This window comes from Planctomycetota bacterium (genome assembly GCA_021414025.1).
Classification (GTDB): Bacteria; Planctomycetota; Phycisphaerae; order Phycisphaerales; family SM1A02; genus SYAC01.
In genome coordinates this window covers 401,338-417,813 of sequence record JAIOPG010000007.1, presented here as the reverse complement: position 1 = coordinate 417,813, position 16,476 = coordinate 401,338, and the positions used below count along the sequence as shown (strand labels likewise).

General features: G+C 66.8%; 15 protein-coding genes. 3 read left to right on the top strand and 12 right to left on the bottom strand.

What is annotated here, in order from left to right:
- The first annotated feature begins 6 nt into the window (after positions 1-6).
- The gene (locus K8R92_10925; protein MCE9620400.1) at positions 7-1,086 is read left to right on the top strand and encodes a class I fructose-bisphosphate aldolase; all 1,080 of its coding nucleotides are present in this window, start codon (positions 7-9) and stop codon (positions 1,084-1,086) included.
- Positions 1,083-1,574, top strand: a complete 492-nt coding sequence (locus K8R92_10920; protein MCE9620399.1) for a hypothetical protein — start codon at positions 1,083-1,085, stop codon at positions 1,572-1,574. The genes K8R92_10925 and K8R92_10920 overlap by 4 nt, the downstream gene beginning before the upstream one ends.
- A gap of 79 nt (positions 1,575-1,653) precedes the next feature.
- Here the strand turns inward: K8R92_10920 and K8R92_10915 are convergent, their stop codons facing one another.
- The 8 genes from K8R92_10915 to uvrA all read right to left on the bottom strand — a co-directional run bounded on the left by K8R92_10915 (position 1,654) and on the right by uvrA (position 10,070).
- Positions 1,654-3,684 (bottom strand): cation-translocating P-type ATPase, encoded by a 2,031-nt coding sequence (locus K8R92_10915; protein ID MCE9620398.1) that lies wholly within the window; start codon positions 3,682-3,684, stop codon positions 1,654-1,656.
- 121 nt (positions 3,685-3,805) lie between these two features.
- Positions 3,806-4,801 carry an NAD(P)-dependent glycerol-3-phosphate dehydrogenase gene (locus tag K8R92_10910; GenBank protein MCE9620397.1) on the bottom strand — a complete coding sequence of 332 codons (996 nt, stop codon included), beginning with the start codon at positions 4,799-4,801 and terminating at the stop codon, positions 3,806-3,808.
- Between the two features lie 2 nt (positions 4,802-4,803).
- Positions 4,804-5,076, bottom strand: a complete 273-nt coding sequence (locus K8R92_10905; GenBank protein MCE9620396.1) for an HPr family phosphocarrier protein — start codon at positions 5,074-5,076, stop codon at positions 4,804-4,806.
- Between the two features lie 4 nt (positions 5,077-5,080).
- The gene (locus K8R92_10900) at positions 5,081-5,557 is read right to left on the bottom strand and encodes a PTS sugar transporter subunit IIA (GenBank protein ID MCE9620395.1); all 477 of its coding nucleotides are present in this window, start codon (positions 5,555-5,557) and stop codon (positions 5,081-5,083) included.
- An 87-nt stretch (positions 5,558-5,644) separates the two neighbouring features.
- Positions 5,645-5,965 (bottom strand): ribosome-associated translation inhibitor RaiA, encoded by a 321-nt coding sequence (raiA, locus tag K8R92_10895; protein MCE9620394.1) that lies wholly within the window; start codon positions 5,963-5,965, stop codon positions 5,645-5,647.
- Between the two features lie 77 nt (positions 5,966-6,042).
- Positions 6,043-6,687, bottom strand: coding sequence for a phosphoribosylglycinamide formyltransferase (locus K8R92_10890; GenBank protein MCE9620393.1), 645 nt, complete (start codon positions 6,685-6,687; stop codon positions 6,043-6,045).
- The gene (locus tag K8R92_10885) at positions 6,684-7,103 is read right to left on the bottom strand and encodes an acyl-CoA thioesterase (GenBank protein ID MCE9620392.1); all 420 of its coding nucleotides are present in this window, start codon (positions 7,101-7,103) and stop codon (positions 6,684-6,686) included. The genes K8R92_10890 and K8R92_10885 overlap by 4 nt, the downstream gene beginning before the upstream one ends.
- A 21-nt stretch (positions 7,104-7,124) precedes the next feature.
- Positions 7,125-10,070, bottom strand: a complete 2,946-nt coding sequence (gene uvrA / locus K8R92_10880) for an excinuclease ABC subunit UvrA (GenBank protein ID MCE9620391.1) — start codon at positions 10,068-10,070, stop codon at positions 7,125-7,127.
- Positions 10,071-10,325: 255 nt separating this feature from the next.
- Here uvrA and K8R92_10875 point away from each other — a divergent pair, with 255 nt between their 5' ends.
- The gene (locus tag K8R92_10875; GenBank protein MCE9620390.1) at positions 10,326-10,514 is read left to right on the top strand and encodes a hypothetical protein; all 189 of its coding nucleotides are present in this window, start codon (positions 10,326-10,328) and stop codon (positions 10,512-10,514) included.
- Positions 10,515-10,597: 83 nt separating this feature from the next.
- On the opposite strand, the gene uvrB is transcribed toward K8R92_10875, so the two are convergent.
- Genes uvrB through gcvH form a run of 4 tightly spaced genes read right to left on the bottom strand, consistent with a single transcriptional unit; the run spans position 10,598 to position 16,419 of the window.
- Complete coding sequence (gene uvrB / locus K8R92_10870; protein MCE9620389.1) at positions 10,598-12,697, bottom strand: excinuclease ABC subunit UvrB; 2,100 nt, start codon at positions 12,695-12,697, stop codon at positions 10,598-10,600.
- Positions 12,698-12,739: 42 nt separating this feature from the next.
- Positions 12,740-15,331, bottom strand: a complete 2,592-nt coding sequence (locus tag K8R92_10865) for an ABC transporter permease (protein MCE9620388.1) — start codon at positions 15,329-15,331, stop codon at positions 12,740-12,742.
- Positions 15,279-16,049, bottom strand: coding sequence for an ABC transporter ATP-binding protein (locus K8R92_10860; GenBank protein MCE9620387.1), 771 nt, complete (start codon positions 16,047-16,049; stop codon positions 15,279-15,281). Before K8R92_10860 ends, K8R92_10865 begins: the two co-directional genes overlap by 53 nt.
- Positions 16,036-16,419 carry a glycine cleavage system protein GcvH gene (gcvH, locus tag K8R92_10855; GenBank protein ID MCE9620386.1) on the bottom strand — a complete coding sequence of 128 codons (384 nt, stop codon included), beginning with the start codon at positions 16,417-16,419 and terminating at the stop codon, positions 16,036-16,038. The genes K8R92_10860 and gcvH overlap by 14 nt, the downstream gene beginning before the upstream one ends.
- Positions 16,420-16,476: the final 57 nt, after the last annotated feature.

Below are 16,476 nucleotides of genomic sequence, written 5' to 3'. Positions count from 1 at the left end.
AGAACCATGGCGACATCGACGATGGGCAGAACCTCTGAAATACTTGGCGCGGAAGCCGCCAGCCTGCTGACGCACAAGGCCAAGGTGGACAAGAAGCTGCTCCACCTTCCCGGTCCGGATTTCGTGGACCGGATCTGGGTGGGGTCCGACCGCAATCCGCAGGTGCTGCGCAACATGCAGCTCTTCTTCAACACCGGCCGCCTCGCGGGCACCGGCTACCTGAGCATCCTGCCGGTCGACCAGGGCATCGAGCACTCCGCCGGAGCCAGTTTCGCGAAGAATCCGCTCTACTTCGATGGAGAGAACATCGTCAAGCTCGCCATCGAGGGGGGCTGCAACGGCGTGGCCACGACCTTCGGCGTGCTCGGCTCGGTCAGCCGCAAATACGCCTACAAGATTCCCTTCCTGGTCAAGCTGAATCACAACGAGCTGCTGACCATGCCCAACAAGTTCGAGCAGATCATGTTCGGCTCGGTCAAGGAAGCGTGGAATCTGGGCGCGGCAGCGGTTGGCGCCACCATCTATTTTGGTTCCGATGATTCCGACCGGCAGATCGTGGAGGTCGCCAAGGCCTTCCAGGAGGCGCATCAATTGGGCATGGTGACCTTCCTCTGGTGCTACCTGCGCAACTCCGGATTCAAGAAGGATGGCAAGGACTACCACGTCAGCGCCGACCTCACCGGGCAGGCCAACCATCTGGGCGTCACCATCGAGGCGGACATCATCAAGCAGAAACAGGCCGAGCTCAACGGCGGCTACCAGGCGCTCAACATGGGCGGCTCCAGCTACGGCAAATTCGATCCGCGCATCTACACCGATCTCTGCACCGACCATCCGATTGACCTCACCCGATACCAGGTGCTCAACTGCTACAGCGGCCGCGCGGGTCTGATCAATTCGGGCGGCGCCTCCGGTGGCGCCGACGACCTGGCCCAGGCGGTACGCACCGCCGTCATCAACAAGCGCGCCGGCGGCACCGGTCTGATCTCGGGGCGCAAGGCTTTCCAAAAGTCGATGGCCGACGGGGTCAAGCTGCTCAACGCCGTCCAGGACGTCTTCCTGGACACCGAGATCACCATCGCGTGAGCCGGACCACGATGCTTCTTGCCCTGGCGGCCGCCGCGCTTCTGTGCGGATGCAAGTCCACGGAACCGGTCGATCCGTCCAAGCCGCCCTTTCAATTGGAGTGGCATCTGGCCAGCACGAAGCCCAAGAAGGACTACGTGCCCATGACCTACCGGGACGAGCCGCGCACCGAGGCCAACACGGTGTGGATGAATCCGAATCCCGTGCTGCGCTTCTCGGAAATTTCCAACGCGGGTCGTTCCAAGTCCGGGGACACCTGGCTCTACTTCGACGTGAAAATCTCCTCGCGGATCAACCTGCAGGCGGAGACCGGGAGCCACGTCAAGGAATTGCTGGTGCTGCTGTACAAGGGCAAGATCGTCTGCGACGCCACCCTGGAGTCGTCGCTGTCGCGGCAGGTGCCGGTGCGCATCGGCACGGGCGGCCTGACCGAGGCGGAGGCCACCGAGATTCTCGACGAGCTCCGCAAGTCCGGCGGCGGAAAATAAATTTCCATTGGCGGTGGCGGGCAACGCATAGCGCGCGCCGTCCTGAAGCGGCCGCGAGCGCCCGTGCAAAATAAAGTGGTCATCCCGAAGTGACGCGCTGCAGGTCGGCCTGGCGGGTCGGCTTGACCGGCCGGCTGGCCTCGAGCGAGCGGCGGATGTCCTCGGCGCCCTTGACGTCCTCGCCGAAGCGCACCAGTCGCAGGGAGTTGGCGATGACGAAGATGTAGGCGCCGGCCTGATAGAAGGGGGTGATCCAGATCTGGATCCGGCCCGTGGCCGCCAGCGCCAGACCCACCAGGGCCAGCACCAGCGCCGCCGCGATGTTCAGGGCGATGATGCCGCGGGCGCGTCGCGCCAGCTCGAGCAGGAAGGGAATGTGGCGGAGGTCGTCGTTCATCAAAGCCACGCCGGCCGAATTGGTGGCGATGTCGCTTCCGGAAAGTCCCATGGCCACGCCCACATCGGCGCTGGCCAGGATCGGCCCGTCGTTGATGCCGTCGCCCACCACCAGTGTGCGGTGTCCGCGGCGGATCAGGTATTTCAACTCCTCGTGCTTCTCCTCGGGCAGGCACTCCGCCTCGATGGAATCCACGCCGACCGCTTCGCCAACGCGGGTGGCCACGCCGAGCCGGTCGCCGGTGAAGATGCAGACCTTGCGCACGCCCAGCTCGCGCAGTCGCGCGATGACCTCGCTGGCGTTCTGCCGCAGCTTGTCCTCCAGTCCCACGGCGCCCAGGTAGCGCCCGCCGAGCATGACGTGCACGCTGCTCATGCCCTCGATGCGCTTGGAGGCCTGCTCGACCGCGCCGGCGATGGAGGCGTCGTTCTCCAGAAGCCACTGCGCCCGGCCCGCAAGGACCGTGCCGTCGGGGGTCTGCGCCGAGACGCCGCGCCCGTGCAATTCCTTGTAGTCGCGAATCGCCCGCGGCAGGATCCGCGCCTTGGCGGCCGTCTCCAGAATGCTGCGGGCCAGCGGATGGTTGCTGCTCTGCTCCGCGTCGGTCGCGGCCTGCAGCAGCACCGCGGGGTCGACGCCGTCGGCGGGGGCGAGGCGGCCCACGCTGAACTTGCCGGTGGTCAGCGTTCCGGTCTTGTCCATGACCACGGTGTCGATGTTGGAGGCGCTCTCGAGCACGCGGGTGGTCTTGATCATGATGCCCAGCCGCGCCGCCGCGGCGAAGGCCGCGACCATGGCGGTGGGATAGGCGATCAGCAACGCGCCGGGGCAGGTCACCACCAGCACGGTTACGGCGCGCTCCGCCGCCTGGTCGCGCACCGAGGCGATCTCGCTCTTGCTGGTGAAGAACCAGACCAGCGCCGCCACCATCAGCACCACCGGCACGTAGTAGGTGGCCAGCCGCTCGATCAATTCCTGTCGGTGCCCCTTGGCGTTCTCCGCCTCGCGGATCAGCGACTCGACCTTGCCGATCGTGCTCTCGCCGGCGACCGCGGTCACTTCGATGTCCAGCTGTCCGGTGAGGTTGGTCGTACCGGCATACACCAGCGTTCCTTCGCTGCCTTCAATCGGAATGGCCTCGCCCGTCAAGCTGGCCTGGTTGATGCTGCTCTGCCCCGCGATGATGCGGCCGTCCACGGGGAGATTCTCGCCGGGGCGCACGCGCACTTTCTGCCCGACGCGGACCTGGTCCAGCGTGGTTTCCTTTTCGCTGCCGTCGGCCTGGATCAGGCGGGCGATGTCCGGCGTCAACTCGACCAGGTCGCGGATGGCACGCTGGGCGCCCCACGCGGTGCGGCTGAGAATGAGCTCGCTGAGCCAGAGGAAGAAAGCCAGGAAACCCGCCGCCAGGTAGAGGTTGTTCGCCAGCGCCGCCAGAACCGCCAGGCAGGCGAGGGAGTCGCCGCTGGGCCGGCCGATCTTCATCTCCTGCAGCGCGCCGTAGGCCAGCGGCGCCACCAGCATCAGGGCGCCGATCGCCGCGGGAATCTGGGCGACCTGGGGTTGCAGGCCGAGCAGGCTTCCGACCCAACTGGTGAGCAGCAGGATGCCGCCGGCCAGCGCCGCGAAGAGGCGGCGCTCGAGGCGCTCGCCGCCCTGCGAGAGTTCACGCCGCGAGGAGGACTTGGATTGGAGTGCGGTGGATTGGCTCATGTTGGAATTCTTGGATCGTGTCGCTGGCCGATTCGTGCGCTCGGGGGTTGTCGGCCCGGGTCGGAGCCTATCACGGGGAAGTCCGGCCCTACGCGGTCGGCCGGCGCCGAGTTCACCGGCTTCATCCGATGCGCTCCGCTTTCGAGGAGCGGCTCATCAGGTCGCGGACCGCCTGGGCCGGGGGAAGATGCTCGAAGAGCACCTGGTGTACGGCCGCGGCGATGGGCAGCTCCACCGCATGTTTTTGAGCCAGGGCACGCAGACTTTTGCAGGTTTCCACCCCTTCGACCACGCTGTCGGTGGCGGCCAGCGCGTCGGCGAGTGAGACACCGCGACCGATCTTCTCGCCCAGCGAGCGGTTGCGACCCTCGGGGCAAAAGCAGGTGGTCGCCAGGTCGCCGACTCCGGCGATGCCAAAAAAAGTTTCCTGCTTCGCGCCCATCGCCAGGCCGAGCCGCGAAATTTCGGAAAGGCCCCGCGCCAGCAGCGCGCTCTTGGCGTTGTAACCCATCCCCAGTCCGTCGAGCATGCCCGCCGCGAGCGCCACCACGTTCTTGGCGGCGCCGGCGATCTCCACGCCGATCGGATCGGGGCTGGTGTAGATGCGCAGCCACGGCCTCGCGAAAATTCCCTGCACCTTCTGCGCGAAGGCCGGGTCATCGCTGGCGCAGAGCAGCGTCGCCGGAAGCTGCCGGGCCAGCTCGCCGGCGATGGTGGGCCCGCTCAGCACCGCCAGCGGGCGCCTCCCGGTCGCGGCGCGCAGCACCTCCAACGGCGGGCAGAGCGAGGTGACTTCCACGCCCTTGGTGACGGTCACGATTCCAACGGCGGGCAGCGTCGGCGCGATGCGCTGCCAGACGGCGCGGGCGAACTGCGTGGGAATGGCGCTGATCGCGAGCGTCGCGCCGGCGAAGGCCTCCGCGATGGAGGCGCCGACGCGCACGGACTCGGGCAGTCGAAAGCCATGGAGCCGCGGGCTCTCGCGGGTTTTTTCCAGTTCCTTCGCGGCCTCGGGAAAGGGGCTCCACAGGCGGACCGCGTGCCCGGACTCGGCGGCGATCGCTGACATCACCAGCGCCATCTGTCCATCGCCTGCGATCGCGATCGTCTCGGGCATGGTCATTCCTCTTCGAACCGGCTTTCCACCAGCTTGCACAGCGCTGCCACGGCCTCGCGCTCGTCGTCGCCCTCGGCTTCGATCTCGATCTCGGTTCCCTGGGTGCAGGCCAGCATCAGAATCTGCATTACGCTCTTGCCGTCGACGCGCTCGGGGTTGTCGGTGCGAGTCACCTTGACGGCGCTGCGAAAAGTGCCCGCCATCGAGGCGAACGCCATCGCGGGACGAGCATGCAGCCCCAGCCGGTTCGAAATCACGACACGCGAGGATTTCAAGCCCTTAGCGTACCACTGAACTGGCGTCCGCTTCCTCGAGAAGGGTGACGACCTCCGCGACGGACTTCGCCTGGCGGAGGAACTTTCGGAACTGGTCCTGGCTGAGGATGGAGAAGAGCCCCTCCATCGCCTCGAGATGCAGCTCGGGCTTGTCCTCGGGGCTGAGCAGCAGGAAAATCGCGTGCACCGGCTGGCGATCCAGCGCATTGAAGTCCAGGCCCGCGGGATGCAGGCCGATGGCGGCAACGCACTTCTTCACCTCGAGCGTCTTGACATGGGGCACGGCGACCCCGTGGCCGAAACCGGTGGAGCCCTTGCGCTCGCGCTTCACGACCGCCTTGAGGAACTCGTCGCGCTGGGCGGCCTTGAAAGCGCCGCCCGACACCAGGGCATCGAGCAATTCGCCGATGCACTCGTCGCGCTTGGCCGATTTCAGGCCCGGAACGATCGCTGTTTCCATCACCAACTGGCGAAGTTTCATGCGCGAAATCCATTCCTTTCAGTCAAAGCGATCCTCAGGATACCGCCGGGGCCTGGAACCGTCATCACTTTTTTCGGCCCGATTCGTTCAGGGCGATTGGTCGGCCCCGGTGTGCTTGCGGTTGCGCAGCCGGTCCTTGTGGTCGGTGAGCTGGCGGACGCCGCGGTCCAGCACCAGGTCGATGCATGCGTAAAGGTCGTCGTGCTTGCTGTTGGCGATGAAATCCTCGTGGTGCTCAACGTCGGTGATCAATTCCACGTGGAAGCCGTGGTGGGGCTCCTTTTCGATCACGAACGTGATCTGAAGGACCTTGTCGAAGTGACGCTCGATCCGCGACACTTTGCCCCGGATGTACTGCTCGATGGCGGGGGTCAACTCCAGGTGTTTGGCACTGATATTCACCAGCATTGCGGAATCCTTTCGTATGGAACGCACCGGGCTCCACTCCACCCTACGGCGCGAATGGGCAAATCACAAGTTCAAATTTAGAAAGTTCCGAAGTTTCGGGTTCCCGGCGCTGCGGCGCCCTCGAGCGCCGGTCGAGGGCCGCCGCAACGGATCCATCGGGCCACCCGGGCGACGGCCTCGGGCAGCGCGAGCCGCTCCTCCTCGAAGACGCGCCGGGCGAGCTGCCGGACGTCCATGCCGCGCTCCACCGGGCAGCGGCGCTGAAGGATGATCGAGCCCTGGTCATAGCGATCGTCGACCCAGTGCACGGTGCATCCGCTCTCGTTCTCACCCGCAGTCAGGACCGCCTTGTGGACGCGCTCCCCCCACATGCCGCGGCCGCCGAACTTGGGCAGGAGCGAGGGATGGATGTTGATGCAGCGGTCCTTCCAGTGCGCCATGCGAAAAAGCCGCAGATATCCCGCGAGCACCACCAGCTCGGTTCCGGCCTCCTCCAGCGCCGCGTCGAGTCGATCGTCCAGCGTGTCCGCGGGGATCGCGGGGATTTCGCGGATGGGAATCCCCAGCTCGGCGGCCGCACGGAGTCCCTCCACGTTGGGGCGCGTCGACGCCGCAATCACGATCGAAATGGGAAGCGAATCTCGGGCGATGGCGCCATGCAGATTGGCGACCGAGCGGCCGGCGCCCGAGAGCAGGCATGCCACCCGGACCGGATCGCTCATGCCGGCGCGCATCCCGCGGCCCGGTCGTCGCCGATGTTCGGCTTCGAGCGAAAATCCACGCTTCGTCCGTCGCGGTCCACCGAGACCATCTTGACCGTCGCGTGGGTCACCATGATCTTCTCGCCGCCCCGGTAGCGCTCCGCCTCCACGCTCACCGCGACCGTCACACTGCTGCGGCCGGTGGCGACGGTGCGGGTGTAGAGGGTGAGCACATCCCCCGTGAAGACCGGCGCCTTGAACTCGACGCGGTCGAAGAGGACCGTGACCCAGCGGTGCAAGCCATGCTTGCGCGCCTCCAGATAGGCCGCCTCGTCGATGAGGCTCAAGATCTTGCCGCCGAAAATCGTGCCTTGGTGGTTGGAATCCCCCGTGTGCGTCACATGCCTGAGGGTGAGAGCGGCGTCGCCGGGAGCCATGGTGCGAGTGTATCGGCGCGGCTACGAAGTTTTCGAGGCGGCGCGCTTCGTCTTCGCTCGGACCACGGTCTTCGTTGGCTCCGATCGCGCCGAGCGGACAAGCACCGGGCGCAGGTAGCGGCCCGTGGCGCTGGCGTCGCTTTGGGCGACCATCTCCGGCGTCCCTGTGGCGAGAATCTCGCCGCCGCGGTCGCCGCCCTCCGGGCCCAGGTCAATGATCCAGTCCGCGCACTTGAGCACGTCGAGGTTGTGCTCGATCACGATGAGCGTGTGACCCGCGTCCGCCAGCCGGTTGAGCACTTCCAGCAGCTTGCGGACATCGTCAAAGTGCAGTCCGGTGGTGGGTTCGTCGAGCACGTAGAGCGTCGAGCCCGAGGAGCGGTTGCCCAGCTCGGTCGCCAGCTTGATGCGCTGCGCCTCGCCGCCGGAGAGCGTGGTGCTGGCCTGGCCCAGGTGCATGTAGCCCAGGCCGACGTCGCGCACGCACGCCAGCATGTCGCGGATGCGCCCGTGGGCGGCGAAGAACTCCACGGCGTCGTCGATGGTCAGCTCCAGGATCTCGGCGATGGTCTTGCCCTTGAAGCGGATGTCCAGCGTCTCCCGCGCGTAGCGCGTTCCCTTGCAGGCTTCGCAGGTCACGAAAAGATCGGGCAGGAAATGCATCTCGATCCGGCGCACGCCCTGGCCCTGGCACGCCTCGCAGCGGCCGCCCTTCACGTTGAAGGAGAAGCGGCCCGGCTCGTAGCCGCGGACGCGGCTCTCGGGGACGGCGGCGAAGAGCTTGCGGATGTCGTCGAAGATGCCGGTGTAGGTCGCGGGATTGGAGCGCGGCGTCCGGCCGATCGGGCTCTGGTCCACTTCGACGACGCGCTCGACGGCCTCGAGCCCTGTCACGCGGTCATGCGCCCCGACGGCGACCTTGGATCCGTGCACGGCCTTGAGCGCCGCCTTGAGCAGCACCTCGTTCACCAGCGAGCTTTTGCCGCTGCCGGAGACGCCGCTGACGCAGATGAATCCGCCGAGGGGGAATGCGACATCGATTTTCTTGAGGTTGTTTTCGCGGGCTCCCTTGACGACGATCGATCGCTTCTCGCTCACCGGCCGTCGCGCGCCCGGCAGCTCGACGCGCCGCTCGCCGCGCAGGTACATGCCGGTCAGACTTGTGGGATGGGCGGCGACCTCGGCGGGCGTTCCCTGGGCCACGACCGTTCCGCCAAGCCGGCCCGGCCCCGGGCCGATGTCCACCACATGGTCGGCGGCGCGGATGGTGTCTTCGTCGTGCTCGACCACGATGACGGAGTTGCCGATGTCGGTGAGCTGGCGCAGCGTCTTCACCAGGCGGTCGTTGTCGCGCTGGTGCAGTCCGATCGTCGGCTCGTCCAGGACATAGCAGACGCCGACCAGGCCGCTGCCCACCTGGGTCGCCAGGCGGATGCGCTGCGCCTCGCCCCCCGAGAGCGTTCCGCTCGCCCGGTCCAGGGTGAGGTAGTCGAGCCCGACGCTGGCCAGAAATCCCAGCCGCGAATCGATCTCCTTCAGGATGGGCTGGGCGATCGACTTGTTCCCCGCAGAAAGTTTGAGGTCCTTGAAGAAGGGGATGGCGCGGCCCACGTTCAGGCCGCACGCTTCGGCGATGCTCATCGATTTTCCCTCGCCGCGAATCTTCACGGCGAGACTTTCGGGACGGAGCCTCTGGCCCTGGCAGGCAGGGCAGGCGGCGCCGCGCATGTAGTGCGAAAGGCGCTCCTTGGCGAATTCACTCTCGGTCTCCAGATAGCGGCGTCGAAGATTCGGCAGCACGCCCTCGAACTTGACTCCAAGCTTGTCGGCCTCCTCCTCGGGAATGCCCTCCATCAGGTAACGGCGGATCTTGGCCGGCATCTTGGAGTAGGGCAGGGTGCGCTCGATCTCGAAACGATCGCAGAAGGCGCGCAGGATCCGGCCGTAGTAGATGTTCATCCGCCGCCCGTTGCGTCGCCACGGCTCGATCGCGCCGTCGGCGACTCCGAGGTCGGGATTGGGCACCACCAGCTCCGGGTCGAACTCCTGGATCTGACCAAGGCCGCTGCACGCGGGGCAGGCTCCCTGCGGCGAATTAAAGGAGAACAACCGCGGTTCCAGCTCGGCGAGCGAGCATTCAGGGTGCTCGGCGCAAGCGAGTTTTTCGCTGAATCCATGCTCCCGCCAACCCTCGCCCTCCTCGACAAGGGCCAGCATGCTGCCTTCGCCGAGCTTGAGCGCCGTCTCCACGCTTTCGGCCAGGCGCTGCCGGTCGCCCGCTTCCGGAACGATCCGGTCCAGGATCGCCTCGACGGTGTGCAGCTCGTAGCGCCCAAGTCCCAGCGGATTTTCGCCGCCGGCTTTCAGGGCTTCTCGAAGATCGACGAGCTTGCCATCCACGCGGGCGCGGACGAGACCCTGCTTCTGCAGAGCCTCCAGCGCCTCCTTGTGGAAGCCCTTCTTGCCGCGGATGACGATGGCCGCCAGCATGACTCTCTTTCCCGCAAACGACTCGAGGATGGAGTCGGTGATCTGGGTCGAGCTCAGCGCGGTGATCTCCTTGCCGCAGATTTTCCCGGCGTCGCTTCGGTGCCAGCAGGTGGGCGTGCCGCAGCGGGCCCAGAGCAGGCGCATGGAGTCGTAGATCTCAGTGGTGGTGGCCACGGTGCTCCGCGGCGTGTGGCCGCCCGCCCGCTGCTGGATCGCGATCGTCGGCGGCAGTCCGTCGATGCGCTCCACATTGGGCTTCTGCATCTGGTTGAGGAACTGCCGCGCATAGGCGGAGAGGCTCTCCATGTACTTGCGCTGCCCCTCGGCGAAGATGGTGTCGAAGGCCAGGCTGCTCTTGCCGCTTCCAGAGACGCCCGTGAAGACCACCAGGCGGTCGCGCGGAATCGACAGCGACAGCGATTTGAGGTTGTGCTCGCAGGCGTGCCGGACTCGAATTTCTCGTTTGGGTTCGGACATGAAGGGCTCGGACGGGCAGTGATCGGAAGGGCAATCTAGCCGGGGCGGGGGGCGGTCAACTTATAGGAACATTCAAAGTGCCCTGGCGAATCAATAATTGAAAAATGTTGAAGATCACATCACACTTTCATCTTTGGAGGTGGATATTTGAATACAAGGCGGCATGGTGGGGCCGCCAGAGAATTTCTTGCGGCAAAACTCTTGGTTTCAGCCGATACACCCAGAAGGACGACCGTCAGCATAAAGTACAGATCCATGGAAAACCGAAATCGAACCACTGCCGTCGCGGAACCGACCATCCCCAAGGATGAGTTCGAATTGGTTCGCCGGCCGGCCTTCGATGAAGTTCCGGACGCCGTGGAAATGGCGGCCCTCCGAGAGGCGAGCCGCCGCATCCGCCTCGGGCGAAGCATGCTGGCGGATTCGCTGATGCCCCGCCACTGATCGAACGACATTCAGGCCTTGAAATGGAACAGCCCCGCAATCGCGGGGCTGAGTTGTTTTTCAAGGGCGCCCGCTCGATGGATTCAGGAAATTCGCTTCCCGCTGCCGCGCGTGCCGGGCATGCCGGCGCTGGTGGAGCGCTTCGCCGCGGGATCCTCCTCTTCCGGCAGGGCCACGCCTTCCAGGGTCGGCGCCGCCTTGATGCGGTTGATGCGGTCGCGCAGCTTGGCCGCGGCCTCGAACTCGAGGCGCTCGGCGGCCTGCAGCATCTCGGCGTGGAGCGACTCGATCCATTCGTGCCGGTCCATCTCCTTCTCCTCTTTGCGGCCCGCGGCGGCGCGGACGCTGCGCGAGGCGGCGAGCTCCTGCTCGATGCCGCGCCGAATCGCCTTGGTGATCGTCTCGGGGGTGATGTGGTTTGCCTTGTTGTGGGCGAGTTGCTTCTGGCGCCGGCGCGAGACCTCGTCGATCGCCGCCTGCATCTCCTTTGTCACCTTGTCCGCGTAAAGGATGGCCTGCGAATTGGCGTTGCGGGCGGCCCGGCCCATGGTCTGGATCAGGCTGGAGGTGCTGCGCAGGAAACCCTGCTTGTCCGCGTCCAGGATGCAGACCAGGCTCACCTCGGGAAGATCCAGTCCCTCGCGCAACAGGTTGACCCCGATCAGCACATCGAACACCCCCTCGCGCAACTCGCGCAGCAGTTCCAGGCGGTCGAGCGTCTCGATCTCGCTGTGCAGGTAGCGGACGCGGAGTCCGCGCTTGTCCAGGTGCTCGCAGAGATCCTCGCAGAGGCGCTTGGTCAGCGCGGTGACCAGGGTGCGCTCGCCCCGGGCGGCGCGCTCGCGGGCGCGCTCGACCAGGTCGGCGACCTGAGTGATCGCCGGCAGGACCTCGATCGGTGGATCGACCAGGCCGGTGGGGCGGATGACCTGCTCGGTGACCACGCCGCCGCACTGCTCGAGCTCCCACGGTCCTGGCGTGGCGCTGACCAGGATCGCCTGCGGCACCAGCGACTCGAACTCGGGAAAGGTGAGCGGCCGGTTGTCCAGCGCGGCGGGCAGTCGGAAGCCATGCTCCACCAGCGTCTCCTTGCGCTTGCGGTCGCCGAAATACATGCCGCGCATCTGCGGGATCGTGACGTGCGACTCGTCGATGACCACGAGCCAGTCCTCCTTGGCGCGGCCGGGAATGCTGCGGAAGTAGTCCAGCAGGCAGAAGGCGCGCTCGCCAGCGGTGCGTCCGTCGAAGTAGCGGCTGTAGTTCTCGATGCCGCTGCAGAACCCCGTCTCCTGGATCATTTCCAGGTCGTAGCGCACCCGGCCCTGCAGCCGCTGCGCCTCGACCAGCTTTCCCTGGGAACGCAGCTCGAGCACGCGGGCGTCCAAGTCCCCGCGCATGTCCGCCAGCGCCTTCTGCATCTGGTCCTCGGGCATCATGTAGTGCTTCGCGGGGAAGATGAAGGCGGCGACCTCCTCGGCCAGGATTTCGCCGCTCACCGGATCGACCAGTTCGATCCGCTCCACCTGGTCGCCGAACATGCCGATGCGGATCATGTGCTGCTCGTAGGCGGGGTGCACCTCGATCAGATCGCCGCGCACGCGGAAATTGCCGCGCTCGGGGGCCGCCTCGTTGCGGGAGTACTGCATGGTGGTCAGGCCGAGGAAAAAGGCGCGGCGATCGAGTTTCTCGCCGCGGCGGACGGCGAGCATCTTGTTCATGTACTCGTCCGGGCTGCCGAGGCCGTAGAGGCAGCTCACACTGGCGACCACGATGACGTCATTGCGCGAAAGCAGGGCGCTGGTCGCCGCCAGGCGCAGGCGGTCCAGGTCATCGTTGCGCGAGGCATCCTTCTCGATGTAGATGTCGCGCTGCGGGATGTAGGCCTCGGGCTGGTAGTAGTCGTAGAAGCTCACGAAGTAGTTCACCGAGTTTGTGGGGAAGAGCTCGCGGAGCTCCTCGTAGAGCTGGGCGGCGAGCGTCTTGTTGTGGCTGATGACCAGCGTGGGCTTGCGTGCCCGCTGGATCACGTTGGCGATGGTGAAGGTCTTGCCGGTTCCGGTGGCGCCCAGCAGCGTCTGCCAGCGGCGCCCCTCGCCCAGGCCCTGCACCAGCGACTCGATCGCCGCGGGCTGGTCGCCGGTGGGGACGAAGGGCGCCTTGAGTTGGAATGTGCGGTCGCTCACGCACGCACTGTAGGAAGCGGGGGGCTCCCGTGCGAGCGGCGCTCAGGAGTTTCCAGCCAGAAGTTCACGCGGGGATTTCCCCAGCAGCCTCCGGATGGCGGGCGCGGCGGCGAGCAGCGCGAAGAGCAGCATGGTCGCGGCTCCGATCAGCCAGGGCACCAGCGGAAAAATGGGAGAGAGTTGGAGGCCTACCAGGTCGCGGTAGAGCACGCACCCCGCCAGCGCCAACTCAATGCCCAGTCCGGTGCCCGCGAGGATCGCGGTCAGGGCGATCAGGGCGGTCTCGGCGAGCACCAGTCCCGCGACGGAGCTCCGGTCGGCGCCGGTGGCGCGAAGCACGCCGAATTCGTGGCCGCGCCCCGCGACTTGCGCGGCAATCACGTTGCCCACGCCGACGCATCCCAGCAGCATCGCGGCGAAAGCGATCGCCCCGCTCATGCCCAGGATCACCTGGCCGACCTCGTCGATCTGGGCGCGGATGGCGCGGCCGCTGGCGAAGAGCGCCCCGGGCACGGCTTGGGCCACTTCGGCGGCGAGCGCCTCGTCCAGCGCGGCCGATCCCTCCGGCCCCAGGTCCATCTGCATGATGACGGCGTCGCGCACGCCAAAGTGCCGCGCGACCGCCGACATGTCCATGAAGACGCAGCTCATGGCGTGCTCCATGTAGACGCTGCGGATGCCGAACACCTGGGTGGCCATGTCCAGCCCGGCGCTGGAGACGACGCCGACCACTTTCATCTCGACGCGGCTGCGGGCGCCGATGAGTTCGATGGAATCCCCCACGTCGATGCCGCGCGCGGTCAGGAACTGCTCCGCGACCAGCACGCCCTCGCCGCTGCGCAGCATCGGCAGTGCGGACTCGGGGGAACCGCGCACCCAGTCCAGGCGGTTCATCTGCAAGAAGGAATCGGGCTCGAACCCGACGCAGATGACGTTTGGCGGCGCGATGGACTGCACCCCCAGCGCCATCGTGGCCCCAGTCTTCAGCGGCAGGTATCCGACGGCGGCAGCGTGGCGCACGCCGGGAAGAATCCGCAGCGCATCCTGGTCCCGCGGGCTCAGGCCGCTGACCTTGAAGGCGAAGGCATCGCCGAACTTGACCTTCGAGCGGATCTCGTTGAGCATGCTTTCCCCATTGCTCCAGGTGCTGACCAGGATGCTCATGCCCATCATCAGCGCGCCGGCGGTCAGGCCCAGCCGGTAGGGCGCCCGCGACACGCCGCCGCGCAGGAGTCCCGGCGGCAGGGAGAGCAGTTTGGTCAATGGGCCGCTCAGCAGCGCGCCCGCCGCCTGCAAAATCGGAACGCACAGCAGGAACCAGCCAATGTGGATGATCGGCAGTCCCGCCAGCGCATGCAGCCAGAATTTCTGCTGGGAGTCCGCCGCCAGCGTGAGCACGGCGATTTCGAATGCGGCACAGAGCACTCCGGCGCCCAGGCAGATCCAGAGCCCCGGGCGCCACACGGGTGTGGCGCGTCGGCGCAGCGACTCCAGCGGCGAGGTCCGCGACGCGATGCGGGCGGGGTTCAGCGCGCCCAGCAGACCCGCCATCAACGAGCCTCCCATGGCCAGCGACGCCCCGAGCCACGAGGGCGTGAATCCCTCGGGCAGGGTGTCGCGAAACCACCACGTGACGCACCAGGCGCCGGCGAATCCCAGCGGCACGCCGACGATGCCCGCGGTGAAGCTCAGCACCAATCCGGCGCAGCACTGCCCCGCGAAAAGTTGCGACCGCGAGGCGCCCAGGCAGCGCAGCGTCGCCAATTCGCGCTCGAGCTCCGCCACGGCCGTGGTCATGCCGACGCCGATGATGAAGGAGCAGGCGAGAAAGGCGATCACCGTGGCCAGCGTGAAGCCGAGCTGCCCCGCGAGCACCTGCTTGTCCATGCCCGAGGTCGCCATCTCCGCGGGCTCAAGCAGCATGTCCTCGTCCACATCCTTGGCGTGGGTGGCGCACCAGGCGCGGATATCCACGCCGGGTTGGAGCAGGATCGCGATCTGGGTCGCCTCGTCCTGTCGGCCCATGGCCTCGTTCAGCGTGGAGCGGTAGAGCGTGACCATGGGTTTCTGCAGGGCACCCAGAATCGGCCGCGGCACGATGCCGCAGACGGTCAGCCGCATCGGCGCGCCAAGTCGAAGAACCTGGAGCTTGTCGCCGACTTTCGCCTCCAGCGCCGCGGCTGTCACCGAGTCCAGGGCAATCTGGTCTGGCGCGACGGGGCGGGCGCCCTCCTGCAGGGCCTGCGAGTCGAAGCGAGGATCGGAGACGGGATCGACGCCGCGGGCCTGCGCCGTGGAGCGGCGCGGCTTTCCGGCGGCGTCCAGGGCGCCATCGGCGCGGCCGAGGGTCAGCGAACCGAGCCGTCGCGCCGAGACCGCTTCGACCCCGGGCCAGGCCTTCACTTTTTCCGCGACCGCCGCGGAGAAGGGGGCCGCGGATTGCTGCACCAACCGCGCGTCCACCTCGCCCATCAGACTGGTCAGCTTGCCGCGCACGTTGTTCTGCACCGAGCGCATGCCGCTTCCCACCCCCGTCACCAGCATGCTCGACAGGGCGATCGCGGCGAAGAGCAGCGCGCTTCTACCGGGGCGGGCGAACAAGGTCCGCCGCGCGAAGCGCCAACTGGGAAGCATCCATTCCTTGAACATCAAAGCTCCCGGCCAAGAGGCCATCTCGGAGAACATGAACCCGTTCGCAGTGCGCCGCCGCGGCCGGCTCGTGCGTCACCATCACCACCAGCATGCCGCGCCGCGCCGCCAGATCCGCAAGCAGCCGCCAGAGCCGGTCGCTGGTGTCGCTGTCCAGATTGCCGGTGGGCTCGTCGGCCAGCAGCACCGGGGGCTCGTTCAGGAGCGCGCGGGCGATGGCGACGCGCTGCTGCTCGCCGCCCGAGAGCGCGTCGGGGCGGTGGTCGATCCGGTCGCCCAGTCCCAGCTCGCGCAGCAGCGCCTCGGCGCGGCCCGCCACGCTGGCGTGGGTCATGCCGTCGAGCGTCGAGGGAAGGGTGACGTTCTCCAGCGCGGTGAGCGTGGGCAGAAGATTGAATCCCTGGAAGACCACGCCGCTGCGGCGCCGGCGGTGCAGCGTCAATTCGCCTTCCGAAAGCCCGTCGAGCCGCGAATCGCCCACTTCGAGCTCCCCCGAGTCGGCGGCGTCGAGGCCGGCGAGCAGGTGCAGCAGCGTGCTCTTGCCGCTTCCCGAAGGTCCCATGATGGCGTGGAAGCCGGGCCCGATGAGCTCCAAGTCGACGCCGCGCAGGGCTTCGACGCGGCGCGAGCCCATGGCGTAGCTCTTCCGGACTCCCCGCAGTCGAACTCGGCAGGCGCGGAGATCGGGCTCAGTGGACGGCATGCTTGGAGTCGTACGTCTTCGCGTCCATCAATTTGGACAGCGGGGACACGTCGCTCACCTTCAGTTTCACGAGCCAGCCCTTGCCGTAGGGGTCGCTGTTGAGCAGCGAGGGATCCTTGACCGCGGCGTCGTTCACCGCGGAAATGGTTCCGGCCACCGCGGAGTAGACCTCGCTGGTGGTCTTGACGCTCTCGACCTCGCCGACCACATCGCCTACGGCGATCGCCGTGCCGACGGGCTTGGTCTGGACGTAGGTGACATCGGTGAGCTCGTTGGCGGCGAACTGGGTGATGCCCACCGTGACTTCGCCCTGCTGGGCAATGAACCATTCATGACTTTCGGAGACGCGGCACTGTTCGGGACTCTTCATGGTGATCTCCAGGGAGGTGGGGGATCATAGTGTCCCCGGGGCTTGCTATCCTGCACC

Bases quoted from the DNA above. Each gene is read 5' to 3' on its own strand.
- uvrA (MCE9620391.1), bottom strand. From the start codon at position 10,070: ATGTCCGAACCCAAACGAGAAATTCGAGTCCGGCACGCCTGCGAGCAC.
- K8R92_10890 (MCE9620393.1), bottom strand. From the start codon at position 6,687: ATGAGCGATCCGGTCCGGGTGGCATGCCTGCTCTCGGGCGCCGGCCGC.
- K8R92_10885 (MCE9620392.1), bottom strand. From the start codon at position 7,103: ATGGCTCCCGGCGACGCCGCTCTCACCCTCAGGCATGTGACGCACACG.
- K8R92_10860 (MCE9620387.1), bottom strand. From the start codon at position 16,049: ATGCCGTCCACTGAGCCCGATCTCCGCGCCTGCCGAGTTCGACTGCGG.
- K8R92_10910 (MCE9620397.1), bottom strand. From the start codon at position 4,801: ATGCCCGAGACGATCGCGATCGCAGGCGATGGACAGATGGCGCTGGTG.
- K8R92_10875 (MCE9620390.1), top strand. From the start codon at position 10,326: ATGGAAAACCGAAATCGAACCACTGCCGTCGCGGAACCGACCATCCCC.
- K8R92_10915 (MCE9620398.1), bottom strand. From the start codon at position 3,684: ATGAGCCAATCCACCGCACTCCAATCCAAGTCCTCCTCGCGGCGTGAA.
- raiA (MCE9620394.1), bottom strand. From the start codon at position 5,965: ATGCTGGTGAATATCAGTGCCAAACACCTGGAGTTGACCCCCGCCATC.
- K8R92_10900 (MCE9620395.1), bottom strand. From the start codon at position 5,557: ATGAAACTTCGCCAGTTGGTGATGGAAACAGCGATCGTTCCGGGCCTG.
- K8R92_10865 (MCE9620388.1), bottom strand. From the start codon at position 15,331: ATGCTTCCCAGTTGGCGCTTCGCGCGGCGGACCTTGTTCGCCCGCCCC.
- gcvH (MCE9620386.1), bottom strand. From the start codon at position 16,419: ATGAAGAGTCCCGAACAGTGCCGCGTCTCCGAAAGTCATGAATGGTTC.
- K8R92_10925 (MCE9620400.1), top strand. From the start codon at position 7: ATGGCGACATCGACGATGGGCAGAACCTCTGAAATACTTGGCGCGGAA.